Annotated in this window: 11 protein-coding genes; 2 read left to right on the top strand and 9 right to left on the bottom strand. The window is 71.3% G+C overall.

The features are described from left to right. Window positions 1-32: 32 nt before the first annotated feature. The 9 genes from Q8A52_RS32085 to Q8A52_RS32045 all read right to left on the bottom strand — a co-directional run bounded on the left by Q8A52_RS32085 (window position 33) and on the right by Q8A52_RS32045 (window position 10948). Window positions 33-1940: a VgrG-related protein gene (locus Q8A52_RS32085; protein ID WP_316757816.1), complete on the bottom strand. Its 1908-nt coding sequence runs from the start codon at window positions 1938-1940 to the stop codon at window positions 33-35. Further along, complete coding sequence (locus tag Q8A52_RS32080; RefSeq protein WP_316757814.1) at window positions 1940-2665, bottom strand: CIS tube protein; 726 nt, start codon at window positions 2663-2665, stop codon at window positions 1940-1942. Before Q8A52_RS32080 ends, Q8A52_RS32085 begins: the two co-directional genes overlap by 1 nt. 16 nt (window positions 2666-2681) lie before the next feature. Continuing rightward, window positions 2682-3104, bottom strand: coding sequence for a phage tail protein (locus tag Q8A52_RS32075; protein ID WP_009190918.1), 423 nt, complete (start codon window positions 3102-3104; stop codon window positions 2682-2684). 32 nt (window positions 3105-3136) lie between these two features. Continuing rightward, a complete protein-coding gene (locus Q8A52_RS32070) occupies window positions 3137-5014 on the bottom strand; it encodes a hypothetical protein (protein ID WP_316757810.1) in 1878 nt (625 codons plus the stop codon). Window positions 5015-6619: 1605 nt separating this feature from the next. Further along, a complete protein-coding gene (locus Q8A52_RS32065) occupies window positions 6620-6778 on the bottom strand; it encodes a DUF6760 family protein (RefSeq protein ID WP_316757808.1) in 159 nt (52 codons plus the stop codon). Further along, window positions 6775-7308, bottom strand: a complete 534-nt coding sequence (locus Q8A52_RS32060; protein WP_316757806.1) for a hypothetical protein — start codon at window positions 7306-7308, stop codon at window positions 6775-6777. Before Q8A52_RS32060 ends, Q8A52_RS32065 begins: the two co-directional genes overlap by 4 nt. Continuing rightward, window positions 7308-7751 carry a phage tail protein gene (locus Q8A52_RS32055; protein ID WP_316757804.1) on the bottom strand — a complete coding sequence of 148 codons (444 nt, stop codon included), beginning with the start codon at window positions 7749-7751 and terminating at the stop codon, window positions 7308-7310. The genes Q8A52_RS32060 and Q8A52_RS32055 overlap by 1 nt, the downstream gene beginning before the upstream one ends. 80 nt (window positions 7752-7831) lie before the next feature. Then, window positions 7832-9430: a phage tail sheath family protein gene (locus Q8A52_RS32050; RefSeq protein WP_316757802.1), complete on the bottom strand. Its 1599-nt coding sequence runs from the start codon at window positions 9428-9430 to the stop codon at window positions 7832-7834. 138 nt (window positions 9431-9568) lie between these two features. Further along, complete coding sequence (locus Q8A52_RS32045) at window positions 9569-10948, bottom strand: eCIS core domain-containing protein (RefSeq protein WP_316757800.1); 1380 nt, start codon at window positions 10946-10948, stop codon at window positions 9569-9571. 217 nt (window positions 10949-11165) lie between these two features. On the opposite strand from Q8A52_RS32045, the gene Q8A52_RS32040 reads away from it, so the two are divergent. Both Q8A52_RS32040 and Q8A52_RS32035 read left to right on the top strand, forming a co-directional pair. After that, window positions 11166-12590 (top strand): hydrolase, encoded by a 1425-nt coding sequence (locus Q8A52_RS32040; RefSeq protein WP_316757798.1) that lies wholly within the window; start codon window positions 11166-11168, stop codon window positions 12588-12590. 14 nt (window positions 12591-12604) lie between these two features. Beyond that, window positions 12605-14002, top strand: a complete 1398-nt coding sequence (locus Q8A52_RS32035; RefSeq protein WP_316757797.1) for a ricin-type beta-trefoil lectin domain protein — start codon at window positions 12605-12607, stop codon at window positions 14000-14002. Window positions 14003-14035 lie beyond the last annotated feature (33 nt).

Below are 14035 nucleotides of genomic sequence, written 5' to 3'. Positions count from 1 at the left end.
CACCTGCCTTTCCTCCGGGATCCGTCGCCCGCTCATGCCGGCACCACCATCACGGCCATCCCGTTGGAGGTCAGCACGCCCATGATCGGCACCGTGACGGCCCGGATGCCCACGTTGCCGATGGCGTTGACCTGCACGCTTCCGCCCGCGCTGAGCGACGCGGCACCCAGCGCCTTCAGGTTCAGGGCGCCCATCGCGTCGACGGTGACCGCGCCGGTGAGTGACTTGACGTTCACCATGCCCCGCCCCTCGATGTCGAGCAGACCGCCGCTCTTGATGGTCAGCTTGCGCCGGGCGCTCAGCGTCAGATCGGTGCCCGCCTCCACGCTCACCGAACGGCTGCCCTTGATGCTGACCGTGCCCTTGCTGTCCACGGTGATCTCGGTCTTCGTCCGGTCCAGATTGATGACCAGCTTGTTGTTGCCGGAGGCGATCCGGACACCCTGTTTGCGGGCCCCGGTCTGCTGGCTGAGCAGGTCCATGCGGTTGCCCTGCCGGTCCGCGACGGTGTGCCGGGTCGCCTGCTTCTTCAGGCCGTCGTGCAACGGCACGTCGCTGACCACGGTCGGCTTGTCCCGCCCGTTGTAGAGCCCGCCGATGACGAACGGATGGTCCAGCGCCCCCCGGTCGAAGGCGACCAGCACCTCGTCGCCGACGTCCATCGGGAACACCCCGCCGCCGCCCTTGCCGCCCATCTGCACGGTCCGCGTCCAGTCGCTGACGTAGGTGTCGTCCAGCCACGGGAACTGCAGCTTCACCCGCCCCTGCTTCAGCGGATCCTGTACGTCCGTGACGAGCGCGTTGGCCACACCGGGCAGCCGCGGCGAGGAGTCCGCGCCGCCCGAGGCGAGCCCGTACAGCGAGCGCCACTGGCGTCCGCTGACCGTCACCCACGCCTCGTAGTGCGTGCCGTCGCCGAACACATGCCGCACCGAGGTGACCGTGTACTTGCCCTCGAAGGGCACCCCGACGTCCGCCAGCGCCACCGGAACTCCCGGCCGCAGCCTGGGATTTCCGCGCGCGACCACCTCCAGCTCGGCGAACGACGAGGTCACGTCGTCGGCCAGGGCGTCGGCGGCGAACTTCACCTCGTTCTGCTTGTCGTACGGCGTGCCCGTCTCCACCAGCTTGGCCGCCTTGAACTTCCCGGCCGCCGCGCCCGGGGTGGTGCCGATGCCGATGCCCGGGTTGGCGGTCGCGGGCGCGACGGCGGTGAGCTTCTTCTTGGTCGTCACGTCCCAGCCCCGCGCCTCCACCTTGCCGACCTGGTCGGCGGCGGTGACGGCGGAACGCAGCCGCAGGATGTCGTGACCGGCCTGGAGCACGAACGGGCTCTTGTCGCCGTCGGTGTTCGGTGAGGGCGCCCCGGAGGCCGACTTCGGCTTCACGAACCGGAACTTGCCGTCCGCGTCCACCGACATCACCATCTCGTTCTCGTCGGCGAGCCGCGCGAGGAAGTCCCAGTCGGTGACGTTGGACTGGCTGATGAACTCGTACACCGTCTTCGTCGACTCGATCCGCCCGACCGGCACCCCGTCCTGGGCGGCGAGCTTGCGGGCGATGTCGGAGGCGCTCTGATTGCGGTAGGCGGCCACCCGGCGCTGGCGCAGCAGGCGGTGCCCGAAGTCGTAGCCGCGGATCACGGTGAAGGAGCCGGTGCCGTCGTAGTCGGCCTCCAGGCCGGTGACCTCACCGGTCAGCAGTGGATCGGCGGCGCCCTGACCGTCGGCGACCGGGGCGAGGACCACCTTGGTGCCGAAGGTGATGCCCAGCTTGCCGAGGAGCAGCCGGTACGGATCCCGGAAGGTCAGCCGGAACGCCGCCGGCACGCCGACGCCCTGGTCGACATAGCTGTCGACGAGGGCCCGGGCGAACTCGGAAGGCAGCTTGGCGCCGCCGATCTTCACATCGATCACATTGGAGAACGCGGACCGCACCATCAGCCACGCACCTCCTCGGCGGCGGGCAGCACCAGTTCGACGCCCGTCGGCAGCTGCGCGGGGTCGTCGATGCCGTTGGCCTCGGCGATCGCCCGCCACGCGGCCGCGCTGCCGTACTCGCGCCAGGCCAGCGACTGCAGCGAGTCACCGGCGACCACCCGGTGCACGCGCTGCGCGGTGAGCGCGCCCGATGTCGGGTTCTGCCCCTTGGTCCTGCTCGGGATCTCGTGCAGCTGGAGTCGGCACGTGGCGCGGATGGGCACGCCCGTGGTCCCGAAGAGCGTGTACGTGGCCTCCACCTGGCTGATGTACGCGGTGAACCGGGCGGTGGAGAACGACCCCCACTGCAGGACGACCCAGGGCGGCGAGGGCTGCTTGGCGGCGATGCTCTTGGTCGTCACCTCGCAGCAGTCGAGCAGCGACTCCACCTTCTTCAGCACGGTGTTGCTGCTCGGCTCGTCGGAGGAGTCCAGGAAGATCTCGACGCTCATCTCACGCGGCCGTGACCCCATGAACTCCGGGAGCGAGCCGTCCCGTTCGATCTGGGCGGGGGTGGTCTTCCACTCGGCCCGGCGGGTCAGCGACAGCTGTGCCGGATTGAAGTCGAAGCCGAAGGTCTTGATGATCCCGCCGGGGGTGGTGCTGCCGCCGACGGGGGGTTCGTGGATCGCGAGCGTGGCGCGCACGAGGCTCTTGCCGGCGCCGCCCTTGCTGCCCTTCGCCATGGTCGTACGCTCCCCCTCAGTCCGTGAACCCGTGGTGGGCGATCTCCAGCACCTCGGTCGCGACCGCCGGGCTCGCGGGGTCGAGGGTGGGCCCGGTCCAGCTCACCGGCAGCACGTCGATCAGCCCCCATCGGGCCACCTCCGAACCGTCGGCGCGCAGTGCCGCGATCTGTGCGGTGGGCCGCTTGATACCGGTCTGCACGGACGAGATCCACTTGGCGACCTTGGCGGTGTCCGGGGTGAGCGGGCGGGTCAGCCGGATGGTGGAGAACGTGACACGGGTCGGCAGATGCCAGACGAAGCCGTTGTTGCCGCCCTCCTGGCGGTGCTCGACCTCGACCTGGGACGACAGCCCCTCGCAGCCGTTGAAGTAACCGAGGCTCTCGCCGTCGATGCTGAGGGTGAACCAGATGGTGGAGCCCGGGTCCTGGCGGGACATCGCGGGTGGGCCTTTCTGTCGTTCCTGGTCGGTCAGTGGCGCGGGTCGCGGAGCTTGCCGATCCGTTCGCGGTCGAGACGCAGTTCGGTGCGGATCAGGCGGGTGATGCGGCCGATGATCCGGTGCACGAGTTCGTCGAGCTGGAAGTCGGTGAGCTCCCTCGGGTCGAAGGCGCCGGGCTGGATCGGCGCGTATTCCGGCGGGGGCGGTTCGTACGGTGGCGGGGCCTCGGCACGGTGGGTGACGGGTGGTGTCGGTGTCTGTGCCTGCTGTCGTGCGTGTGCCTGTGGTTGTGCCGGTGGCCGGGGCAGGGTGACGGCGACGGTGGCTGCCGCGGCGGCGGCGAGTGCGCCTGTGGCGGGGTTCTGGGTCGGCGGCTTCTGCGGGGTCGTCTTCTTCCAGATCCGCTGGACGACGGGCAGTTCCCGACCGGTGGACGTCGGTGCCGGTGACGGGGTGAGAGGGGCGACCGGGAGGGGTGGGCCGCCGCTGGGGCTGGGTGCAGGGGGCGTCGCGGGTGAGGGGTCGAGGAGGGGGGTGGCGTCGCCGGGTGCGCTCGCCGTCGGGGCGCCGAGGGGGAATCGGGGCGCCGAGGTGCCGGCGGAGGCGGGCAGGTTCCTCGACGCCGGGAGTGGGGCTGGGGCCGGGACGCGCTGGACGGCGGGCCGGGGGGCCGGGTACGCCGATGTCCTCGCCGGAGCCGGGGTGGCCGGGCCTGAGGAGAGGGGCGCACCGAGACCGGCACGGGGGCGGCGGGAGGTGGTGCTTCGCTGGACGGGCGGCGTGGGGGTGTGCGAGCCGGTGACTGTGGTGGGGTCGGCGGCCTTGGTGGGCACGGGTCTCGGTGTGGTCGGCGGAGCGTGCGTGGGGCTCGGTGCCTGTGGACCGTGACCCGGTGCCGGTGCCGGTGCCGGTGCCGGTGCCGGTGCCGGCACCGGTGATGCGGAGGCGGTGCCGGGCGAGTGGGACGGAGGGGCGGTGGTGGGCGTCGTACGACTGCCGTCGACGGCGCCGGGCCTCGGCCGGCGCTGGACGGAGGGTGTCGCCGGGCTGGAACCCGCGGTCGTGGCGAGCGGGCCCGGGGCCGGGGTTGCCGCAGGACGGTTCGGCGTTCCGCCGTGCCGCTCCTCCCTGGAGCCCATGACCGGGACCGCTCCGGAACGGGGCGTGCCGGGCTGTGGGTGCTGGGAGCCGGTGCGCGCGGAGGCGGTGGCGGACCGTTGCACGGGTGCGCCGGGTGGTGTCGCGCCGGTGGCCTCGGCGCTGCGCGTGCGGGTCCCCGAGGGTGCCTCAGGCGTGGTGGTGGCATGGGGCGCATTGGCCTGCGGGGCCCGGAAGTCGGTCTGGGCGGGGGTCGCCTTGGCACCGTCTCCGGAAGTCGACCTCTGTATGGGTGCGCCGGCGGCTGTCGTGCCTTCGGCTGCGGCGCCGCCACGGGTGTGAGCCGCGGGCGGTGGCGCCGTGGCGGTGGTGTGGGTGGTGGCCGGCGCCGGGCTCAGGGCGGTGTTGTCCGGGGTCGCCCCGGTCACCGGCGCGGTCGTGGGGTGCGGCCTATTGGCCAGCGGCACGGGGGAGTCGGCGTCGGCGGGGGCCGGCTCGGAGCCGGGTCCGGAAGTGGACCTCTGCACGGGTGTTGCGGTGCCGCCGCGGGTGGGAGCCGAGGGCGGCGGCGTGGGGGTGGTGGTGCGGGCCTGGATGCCGGGGGTGGTCAGGGACCTTTGCACGTTGGTGTAGGTGGTGGCCGGAACCGGGCTCGCGGCGGTGCTGCCCGTGGGGGGCCCGGGGGACTCGCCCGGTGCTGCCCCGGTCTTGGGCGTGGTGGTGGGGTGGGGCGTATTGATCTGCGGGGCGCGGGAGTTGGCACCGGCGCGGATCGGCTCGGTGCCGGGGGTGGTCAGGGACCTTTGCACATTGGCGTGGGTGGTGGCCGGAACCGGGCCTACGGGGGTGCTGTCCGGGGGTGTGCTCTCCGACTCAACGTCCCGGCCGCTGGCCGTGGACGGTGCCGGAGCCTCACCCGGTGCTGCCCCGGTCTTGGGTGTGGTGGTGGGGTGGGGCGTGTTGGCCTGTGGAGTCCGGGAGTTGGCACTGGCATGGGTCGGCTCGGTGCTTGGTCCTGAAGTGGACCTTTGCACGCTGGTGTGGGTGGTGGCCGGAACCGGGTGCACGGGGGTGCTGTCCGTCGGCGCGGCGTGATTCCTCTCGGTCGTCGGGCACGGTGCCGGAGCCTCACCCGGTGCTGCCCCGGTCTTGGGTGTGGTGGTGGGGTGGGGCGTATTGGCCTGTGGAGCCGGGGAGTTGGCACTGGCATGGGTCGGCTCGGTGCTTGGTCCTGAAGTGGACCTTTGCACGCTGGTGTGGGTGGTGGCCGGAACCGGGTGCACGGGGGTGCTGTCCGTCGGCGCGGCGTGATTTCTCCCGGTCGTCGGGGACGGTGCCGGAGCCTGGCGCAGGGCTGCCCCGGTCTCAGCCGCGGAAATCCGGCGGGACGCCGGAAGGCTTCGGCGCTGTACCGCCCTCGCCTCGGGCCGGGCCTTGGTGAGGGACCTCGTGGGAGGGGGCGAGCTCGCCGGGACCGGGGTCACCTGGAGTCCGGAGACGGGAAGGGGCGCGCTCACCGAAGGGGTGGACGGCGGTTGCGGTGTCACCACGGGGAGGCCCGAACCGCTGATCGCGGCGGCTTGCGCGGTCGCGACAGGCGCCTTGGACGCCGCCCGCTGGATCGAAGGCGCCCGGTTGCCGGGGCCCGGAGAGGCCGACGCGGCGCTCGTACCCCCGGCCGTACCGGAAGTGACCGGTGCCGACCCGGAGGGGACCGGTGCCGACCCGGAGGGGACCGGTGCCGACCCGGAAGGGGCGAGAGGCACGCCAGGTCGAGCCGTCGCGGCCGCGGAAGCAGGCCCTCCGGGCAAGGCAGCGGCATTCACCGCAGAACCCGGCGCCACAGCACCGGGCATCACCGCCCCCGGGACCCCGGAACCCTGCACGCGAGACCCCGGCAAAGCAGACCCCGGCAAAGCAGACCCCGGCAAAGCAGACCCCGGGAAAGCAGAACCCCGCCTCGCAGCCCCCGATGCCCCAGCCCCCGGCACCCCCGGCGGCAGGAACCGTATCGGCACCGCCGGCACCCTCTGCACCGGAGGAGCCGAAGTCGCCAACGGCAGTCCGGCGGGCGGGTGTTCGAGGCCCGGAACCGGGCGTGCCGTCGCCGGGCCGGTCGTGCCGTCGAGGAGTGCGCTCGAGCGTCCGTCCAGGATCGCGTGGGACTCCGTACCCATGAACGACGGGTTCTGCCACGTCGGCAGCCGCCCGCCGAAACCCGAGTCCGCGACCCCCGCCCGGCCGGAGGCCAGGGCACGCTGGATCGGCGGCAGGCCGGGCCAGGAGGCGGGCACCACCGGGCGGCTGCCCGCAGGGGCGGGGCCATCAGCTGGCCCGGGCTGTGACGGCTCGCCGTCGGCCGCTGCCTCCACCGCGTCGGTCCCTCGGCGGAACCGGTCCAGGAAACCCACCGCTCAGCCCTCCGCCCCGGCCCGCGTCACCAGGGACGCGATCTCGCCCGTGTAGCGGCGGCGGTCCTGGTGTTCCAGGTCCAGGATCTCCTCCAGGCTCCAGTGGAAGTGGTAGGCGACGTACGCGATCTCCTCGTGCAGCCGGTCGGTCGCGTACGTCACGATTCCCCCAGGCGGCTCCCGCCGAGTTCCACCTCGAAGGGCTCCGAGCAGTGCGGGCAGCGGACGGCTGCCCTCGTGTGGCCCTCCGCGTTGATCTGGCGGTAGAAGTCCTGCAGAAACGCCAGGTCGGAGGCGAACATGTTTTCCACGATCCCGTCGTGGACCAGGGGCAGCGTGCCCAGCCGGGTGATCACCCGGCCCAGCAGCACCACCGACAGGAACGCCGGGTTCTCCTGGACCCGCACATCACGCAGCGGAACGAGTTCGTCCCGCGCCGTCGACAGACGCATCACACCGTCCCGGTGGACGATGCCCGACTCGTCGACGTACCCGCGCGGCAGCTGGAAGGGGAACTCGGTCCGCAGCGACTCCTGTTGCTGCACGGGAGGGACGGCGGCAGCCGGTGCCGGGACCGGCAGCGGCTCGGGCTCGGGCATCCCCGGATTCGCACCCGCACCCGCCTCCGCCCCCGGCACCTGTGCACCGGGGTACGCGACGGCGCCGCCGGCCCTGGCAGCCGAACGCCGCATTACTCGATGACCAGTTCTTCGAACGCGATGGTCACGGTCTCGGTGAGGGCGGCTGCCTCACCCGCCTTCACCGTGCTCGCGTCGATCTTGCTGCACCAGGCATTGCGCAGGTGGTAGCGCTTCACCGGGTTGTTCTGGAAGTCCATCATGATGATCGAGGCGTTCTTGCGTGCCGTCGTCATCTGCCCGGAGATGGACTCGTTGATCCACTGGGTGAACGAGGCCGACTGGGTCATACCGCGCACGACCGTGCAGGTGCCGTTCTTCTTCACACCCGGCAGGTTCTTGACCACGTTCTGGCCGTTGGGGGTGTTCTGCTGGTACGTGATGACGTCCTGCTCGATGCTGAGGCCGCTGACCTCGGCCAGATACTCGACCATCACGCCGTCGATCTGCAGGCCGAAATTGTGTGAGGTGAGGGCGTCACCCGGCTGGAGACTCATGTGTTCGCTGTCCTTCTAGGTCCTTCGAGGTCCGACTGGGGTGGTGAAGACGGAGGTGGGGGAGCGGGCGGCGGTGCGGCCTACTCCTCCAACTCCCCGCTTCCGCTGGAGAACTGCGCCAGCCGGAAGATCACGAACTCGGCGGGCTTGACCGGCGCGATGCCGATCTCGCACACGACCCGGCCGACGTCGACCGACTCGGGCGGGTTGGTCTCCTCGTCGCACTTGACGTAGTACGCCTCTTCGGGCCGCTGTCCGAACAGGGCGCCGCTGCGCCACTCGTTGACCAGGAACGCCGAGATATTGCGCCGGATACGCGCCCACAGGGCATGGTCGTTCGGCTCGAACACCACCCACTGGGTGCCGATCAGGATCGACTCCTCCAGGTAGTTGAAGTAACGGCGGATGTTGAGGTAGCGCCAGGCCGGGTCGGAGGAGAGGGTGCGGGCACCCCACACGCGGATGCCGCGGCCGGGGAAGGCACGGATGCAGTTGACGCCGATCGGGTTGAGCAGATCCTGCTCGCCGCGGGTGATCTGGATCTCCAGGTCCACCGCCCCGCGCACGACCTCGTTGGCCGGTGCCTTGTGCACACCGCGCTCGGAGTCGTTGCGGGCCCAGATACCGGCGACGTGACCGCTCGGCGGGACCAGCCGGGTCTGACCGCTGCTCGGGTCGAAGGTCTTGATCCACGGGTAGTACAGGGCCGCGTACTTGGAGTCGTAGCCGGCCGTCTCCTGCCGCCACACACGTATCTGACGGGCATTCAGGCCGGGCGGCGGGTCGATGACGGCAACCCGGTCGCCCATCAGCTCGCAGTGCGCGATCAGGCCGAGCTGAACCGCCTTGACCGCCTCCAGGTCGATCGCGCCGCGCTGATAGGCGGCCATCAGGTCGGGCACCGAGACCATCGAGATCTCGTCCACGGCCTCCAGACCGCCGAAGCCGGTGCGGTCGGCGGAGTCGCCGAGGTACTGGGCCGGGCCCGGGTGCGGGGCACCGACAGGACCGTCCGGTACGGCGGGGGCGGCGGCCGGTGCCGCGAGGGCGACCGTCTGGTTGTCCGGGCGGGCCAGCTGCGCGGCCGGCGCCGCCTCGGTCACGGTGATGAGCTTCGAGCGCTCCTTGACCTGCGTGACGACGTAGTTGCGGCCGCCCTTCTTGGCGGTCACGTCGAAGGTCTCCACGGCCTTGTCGCCGTCCTTGACGACCAGCCGGAACCGCTCGGCCGGGCCCTCGCCCTCCGGGTCGGTGACCTCGACGCTCAGCGGGCCGCTGCCGCCGGCGGCGAGGGCCGCCACGGCGAACGTGCCCAGCTGCCGGGGCTCCGCCGCCGGCAGGGCCGCCGGGGCGGAGGACTCGGCCGGCACGGCGGGGGACCGGCCGGCCGAGCCGTCCAGAGGGGCGCCCTCGGTGGAGCCGCCCACGCGGACGACGTAGGCCGCCGTGCCGCCGTTCTGGAAGAAGCCGTAGACCGAGTGCGCGAGGTAGTACCCGTCGGTGAACTCACCGAAGGCCGCCACGTACTGGCTCCAGTTGGTCACCAGGGTGGGCTCGTTGAGCGGGCCGGTCGGCGCGAGCCCCACGAAGGCGGCGACCGACGTGCCCACCCCCTCGATGGGACGCGAGCCGCTGGCCACCTCCTCGACGTAGACGCCGGGCGACAGGTAGGACGGCATGCTCTGCTCTCCTCGGGGTACGAGACAGGAACGCCCTCCACCCTCACGCGCGCGGCATGCACCGCGAAACGGCCGCGGGGACCCGCTCGGGGGTAGCGTCGTTGCCCGTAGGGGCAGCGCGGGCCGGCCGCGGAGGCATCAGTCGCGCAGGGAGCCGAACCGGTTGATGTAGGCGCTCTTTTCGTCGTCCGTCGGGGTGGGCGGCTGGTGGTTGCGCAGTTCGTCCCTGGGATTGCCCTCCTGGCCGGTCAGCGCCTCGTCGACGTCCGTGCTCATGCCCATGATCTGCATCCTCGTCAGGTCCAGCGGACCGCGCGCCTGGATCTCGGTGGCGTTGAAGAAGCCGACGTCCTGGTTCGACCGGACCAGCACACTGACGAGCGCGCCGACCGGATGTTCGATCTGCCGGGAGTAGCCCTGCACGTACTGGGCCTCGTCGCCGTCGCCCATGCCGCGCGCGGAGATCGCGGCGGACCGTGCGACGACCTCGGTGGGCGCGAAGGGGATGAAGGAGGTCTGCCGTGTGTCGAAGCTGGGGTAGAAACCCTGTCCGAGCGGCGGGATCTCACCCTGGCCCGTGACCCGTTGCCAGGTCGGGTGCCAGCGCGGAATACCCCGGTACAGGGTCAGGGCACCGTTGCGGTAGCGCGTGATGTACGGAACGAGGTCCGCGTCGACCGTGCCGTTGTGCACCGCCAGTTCGTGAATGAACCCGGTGCCGCCCTCCTGGGTGACGAAGCGGTAGAAGCCGCGCTCATGGATCGTCTGGATCGTTTCGTCCCCCACCCTCAGGTCCACCTGGGGCGGCCCGGCGGGAGCCGCCGCCTTCGCCTTCCTGCCGAAGCCGGAGAACATGCGCTGCACCGGAGTCGTCCCCGGCCGCTGTCGTGCCGCATCCGCGCGGTCGTCGGCGACCCGCTGCACCGGCGGGGCCGCGGACGGCGTCCGGGCCGCCGCGCGGGCGTCCTGTTCCTCCCGGGAGCTGTCCTCCGAGATCCTGAGCCCGTCGCCGTTGTCCTTGCCGGAGACGGGTCCGGCCGCCTGCTGGAAGGTGTGGAAGACCTCGTGCCGGACGTCCTCCTCGCTGTGGTCCGCGCCCAGGACGATGTGATGCCCCGAGGTGTAGGCGCGGGCTCCGATCTCGGCGGCCGAAGCCTGGGCCAGGGAGTCGGTGTGCACCCTCAGATGGGAGAGGTCCGCGCCGCCGTAGTGCGCCGACACCCGGTCGGCCTGCGGGCCCGTGAAGGGCTGGCCCGACGTCCGCAGGACGTCGTGCACGGCGGAGCGCTGCACCGGCCGGCCATGTCCGCAGTTCGCGTCGTGGGTGTGCGACTCCTGTGCCACGCGCTGGACCACCGCGGCGTTGCCCGCCGTCCGCTGCAGCGCCTGAACCTGGCCCGGGGTCAACGGTGTTGCCGCGGTCGGGGCGTGTGCGGGGGCATCCGCCGAGGCACCCCGTACGGCGCGCCCCGTCCTGCCGGGGGCCTGTTCGCGGTCCTGTTCCTGATGTGCGTGCATGGAGTCTCGCCGCCTCCTGGGTGTGGGCATCGTTCCTCTCTACGACAGGGGAGGCGGGCGGTGGAAGGGACTCGGGGGCACACCTAGTGACCGTGCGGGAAGACTTGGCACTGCGTACGGTCCGGCGGCCCACAGGGGCAGTTGAGGTGCACATTCGGGTAGCGAGCCCTGCCCGCAGTCCTGCGACAGGATCACGGCACTTGTCTAGCGTTTTGGCGTGAGCCTGTGGACTTCTCTGGAACCTGCGTCTGCGACTGTCGATCCCGGGGGCAGTGCGCGTGTGCGGCTGCGGTTGCGCAATACCGGTGATGTGGTGGATGAGTACCGCTTCGAGGCGGTGGGGCCGGTTGCGCCGTGGACGTCGGTGGAGCCGCGGTCGTTGCGGTTGTATCCGGGTACGACGGGGACGGTGGAGCTGACGTTTGCGCCGCCGCGGTCGTCGGATGCGGTGGCGGGGCCGAATCCGTATGCGGTGCGGATCACGCCGACGGAGCATCCGGAGGCGACGACGGTCCCGGAGGGCAATCTCACCATCACGCCGTTCACGGAGGTGCGGGCGGAGCTCGTGCCGCCGACGGTGAAGGGCCGGTTTCGGGGGCGTCCGCGGCTGGCGGTGGACAATCTGGGCAATACGAGGCTGACGGCGTCGGTCGGTGGCAGTGACAGTGGTGATCAGCTGTCGTACGAGATCCGTCCGGGCAGTGTGCAGATCGAGCCGGGGCGGGCGGCGTTCGTGAAGGCGACGCTGAAGCCGCGCAGGATCATCTGGTTCGGGGGCAAGGAACAGCGGCCGTACACGCTGTCGGTGCTCCGCTCGGGTGCCGATCCGCTGCCGGTGGAGGGCACGTACCTCCAGCGCGGTTTCCTGCCCCGCTGGCTGGCGACCTTCTTCGGGGTCCTCACCGCTCTCGCGGTCACCTTCGTGATGCTGTGGATCGCCTACAAACCCAACGTCAACTCCGGCGCCACGGAGAAGGTCGCCGAAGCCGGCACCACCCTCGCCCCCAGCCCGTCGGCCTCGGCGACCCCACCGCCGCAGCCCACCGCCACACCGCCGTCCGCGCCGGAGCAGTCGAAGGGGGCGGCAGGCGGTGCGGACGCCGGCGCGGGCGGCGGGGGCGGGGCCACGGCCACCGTGACCGCGAAGCCGCCGCAGGACACCGCCGCCACCGCGGTGCGGCGCCTCGCCAGGAACGATCCGTCCGGACGGCACGTCTGCTACCGGGCCTTCGTCACCGGGCGGGGCTGGCAAAAGCCGGTCTGCGACGGCACCATCGCCGGTACCACGGGCCAGGAAACACCGATCAAGGCACTCAACATCGCCATGGCCGGAACCGGCGGCTCGGCGGCCAACGCCTTCGTCCACAACCCCGAGTCGACGGACGGCAAGGGCAGTTGGGAACCGCAGTGGACGGCCATCATCGCCGACGGCGAGGACAACTACATCGGCAGCACGAAGAAGGACGCCCCCTACATGCTGGGCTTCGTCATCAACATCGGCAGCGGCCAGGTCTGCCAGACGGCGCACGTCCGCAACTCCGGCTGGGGCGACCAGGGGTGCGCCCAGCCGCGCCCCAACTTCACCTTCGGTGGCACCCTCGACAACTCCCTGTGGCTCGAAGCCGTCAAGTTCACGGTGTGACGGGTGCTGGTGACATGACACTGTGGACTTCTCTGGAACCTGCGTCTGCGACTGTCGATCCCGGGGGCAGTGCGCGTGTGCGGCTGCGGTTGCGCAATACCGGTGATGTGGTGGATGAGTACCGCTTCGAGGCGGTGGGGCCGGTTGCGCCGTGGACGTCGGTGGAGCCGCGGTCGTTGCGGTTGTATCCGGGTACGACGGGGACGGTGGAGCTGACGTTTGCGCCGCCGCGGTCGTCGGATGCGGTGGCGGGGCCGAATCCGTATGCGGTGCGGATCACGCCGACGGAGCATCCGGAGGCGACGACGGTCCCGGAGGGCAATCTCACCATCACGCCGTTCACGGAGGTGCGGGCGGAGCTCGTGCCGCCGACGGTGAAGGGCCGGTTTCGGGGGCGTCCGCGGCTGGCGGTGGACAATCTGGGCAATACGAGGCTGACGGCGTCGGTCGGTGGCAGTGACAGTGGTGATCAGCTGTCGTACGAGATCCGTCCGGGCAGTGTGCAGATCGAGCCGGGGCGGGCGGCGTTCGTGAAGGCGACGCTGAAGCCGCGCAGGATCATCTGGTTCGGGGGCAAGGAACAGCGGCCGTACACGCTGTCGGTGCTCCGCTCGGGTGCCGATCCGCTGCCGGTGGAGGGCACGTACCTCCAGCGCGGTTTCCTGCCCCGCTGGCTGGCGACCTTCTTCGGGGTCCTCACCGCTCTCGCGGTCACCTTCGTGATGCTGTGGATCGCCTACAAACCCAACGTCAACTCCGGCGCCACGGAGAAGGTCGCCGAAGCCGGCACCACCCTCGCCCCCAGCCCGGCCCCCAGTCCCCTGCTGAGCCAGGCGGCACCGGAGCCGTCGGCACCGGCGCAGGGCGGGGGCGGGAGCGAGAAGCCGAGCGGCTCCGGCGGATCCGGGAACCCGGCGGGGCCGGGCGGCTCCCACGGCTCGACTTCATCGGGGTCGGGCAGCGCAGGCACCACGTCGGGCAGGACGAAGCCCACGCCCAAGCCGCCGGCCGAGGTCGTGGGCCAACTGATCATCGGGCAGCAGTCCAACCGCTGCATCGATGTCACCGGCGCACAGAACGGCAAGGGCAAGGACGGCACCCGCCTCCAGCTGTGGGACTGCGCAGGCAGTGCCAACCAGAAGTGGGACTTCCGCGGCGACGGCACCGTGCGCTCGCTCGGCATGTGCATGGATGTGGCCTGGGGCTCCAAGGACGACGGGGCGGCGATCCAGCTGGCCCGGTGCAGTGGCAACCCGGCGCAGCAGTTCGTGCTGAGCACCGCCGGTGACCTGGTGAACCCGCAGGCGAACAAGTGCGTCGACGCGCTGGACAACGGGACCGGCAACGGGACCAGGCTGCAGCTGTGGACGTGCGCGGGAACGCCGAACCAGAAGTGGCGGGTGGAGGGTTAGTGCCCCTGCGTGTCCGGCAGGACTTGGGCCGGG

This window comes from Streptomyces herbicida (genome assembly GCF_032656585.1).
Classification (GTDB): Bacteria; Actinomycetota; Actinomycetes; order Streptomycetales; family Streptomycetaceae; genus Streptomyces; species Streptomyces herbicida.
The sequence above is the reverse complement of the archived record's forward strand: the minus strand, read 5'-3'. Positions and strand labels throughout refer to the sequence as shown.

What these genes read in the sequence shown, in the direction of transcription:
- Q8A52_RS32085 (WP_316757816.1), bottom strand. Translation starts at nt 1,940, where the DNA reads ATGGTGCGGTCCGCGTTCTCCAATGTGATCGATGTGAAGATCGGCGGC.
- Q8A52_RS32080 (WP_316757814.1), bottom strand. Translation starts at nt 2,665, where the DNA reads ATGGCGAAGGGCAGCAAGGGCGGCGCCGGCAAGAGCCTCGTGCGCGCC.
- Q8A52_RS32075 (WP_009190918.1), bottom strand. Translation starts at nt 3,104, where the DNA reads ATGTCCCGCCAGGACCCGGGCTCCACCATCTGGTTCACCCTCAGCATC.
- Q8A52_RS32060 (WP_316757806.1), bottom strand. Translation starts at nt 7,308, where the DNA reads ATGCGGCGTTCGGCTGCCAGGGCCGGCGGCGCCGTCGCGTACCCCGGT.
- Q8A52_RS32055 (WP_316757804.1), bottom strand. Translation starts at nt 7,751, where the DNA reads ATGAGTCTCCAGCCGGGTGACGCCCTCACCTCACACAATTTCGGCCTG.
- Q8A52_RS32050 (WP_316757802.1), bottom strand. Translation starts at nt 9,430, where the DNA reads ATGCCGTCCTACCTGTCGCCCGGCGTCTACGTCGAGGAGGTGGCCAGC.
- Q8A52_RS32045 (WP_316757800.1), bottom strand. Translation starts at nt 10,948, where the DNA reads ATGCACGCACATCAGGAACAGGACCGCGAACAGGCCCCCGGCAGGACG.
- Q8A52_RS32035 (WP_316757797.1), top strand. Translation starts at nt 12,605, where the DNA reads ATGACACTGTGGACTTCTCTGGAACCTGCGTCTGCGACTGTCGATCCC.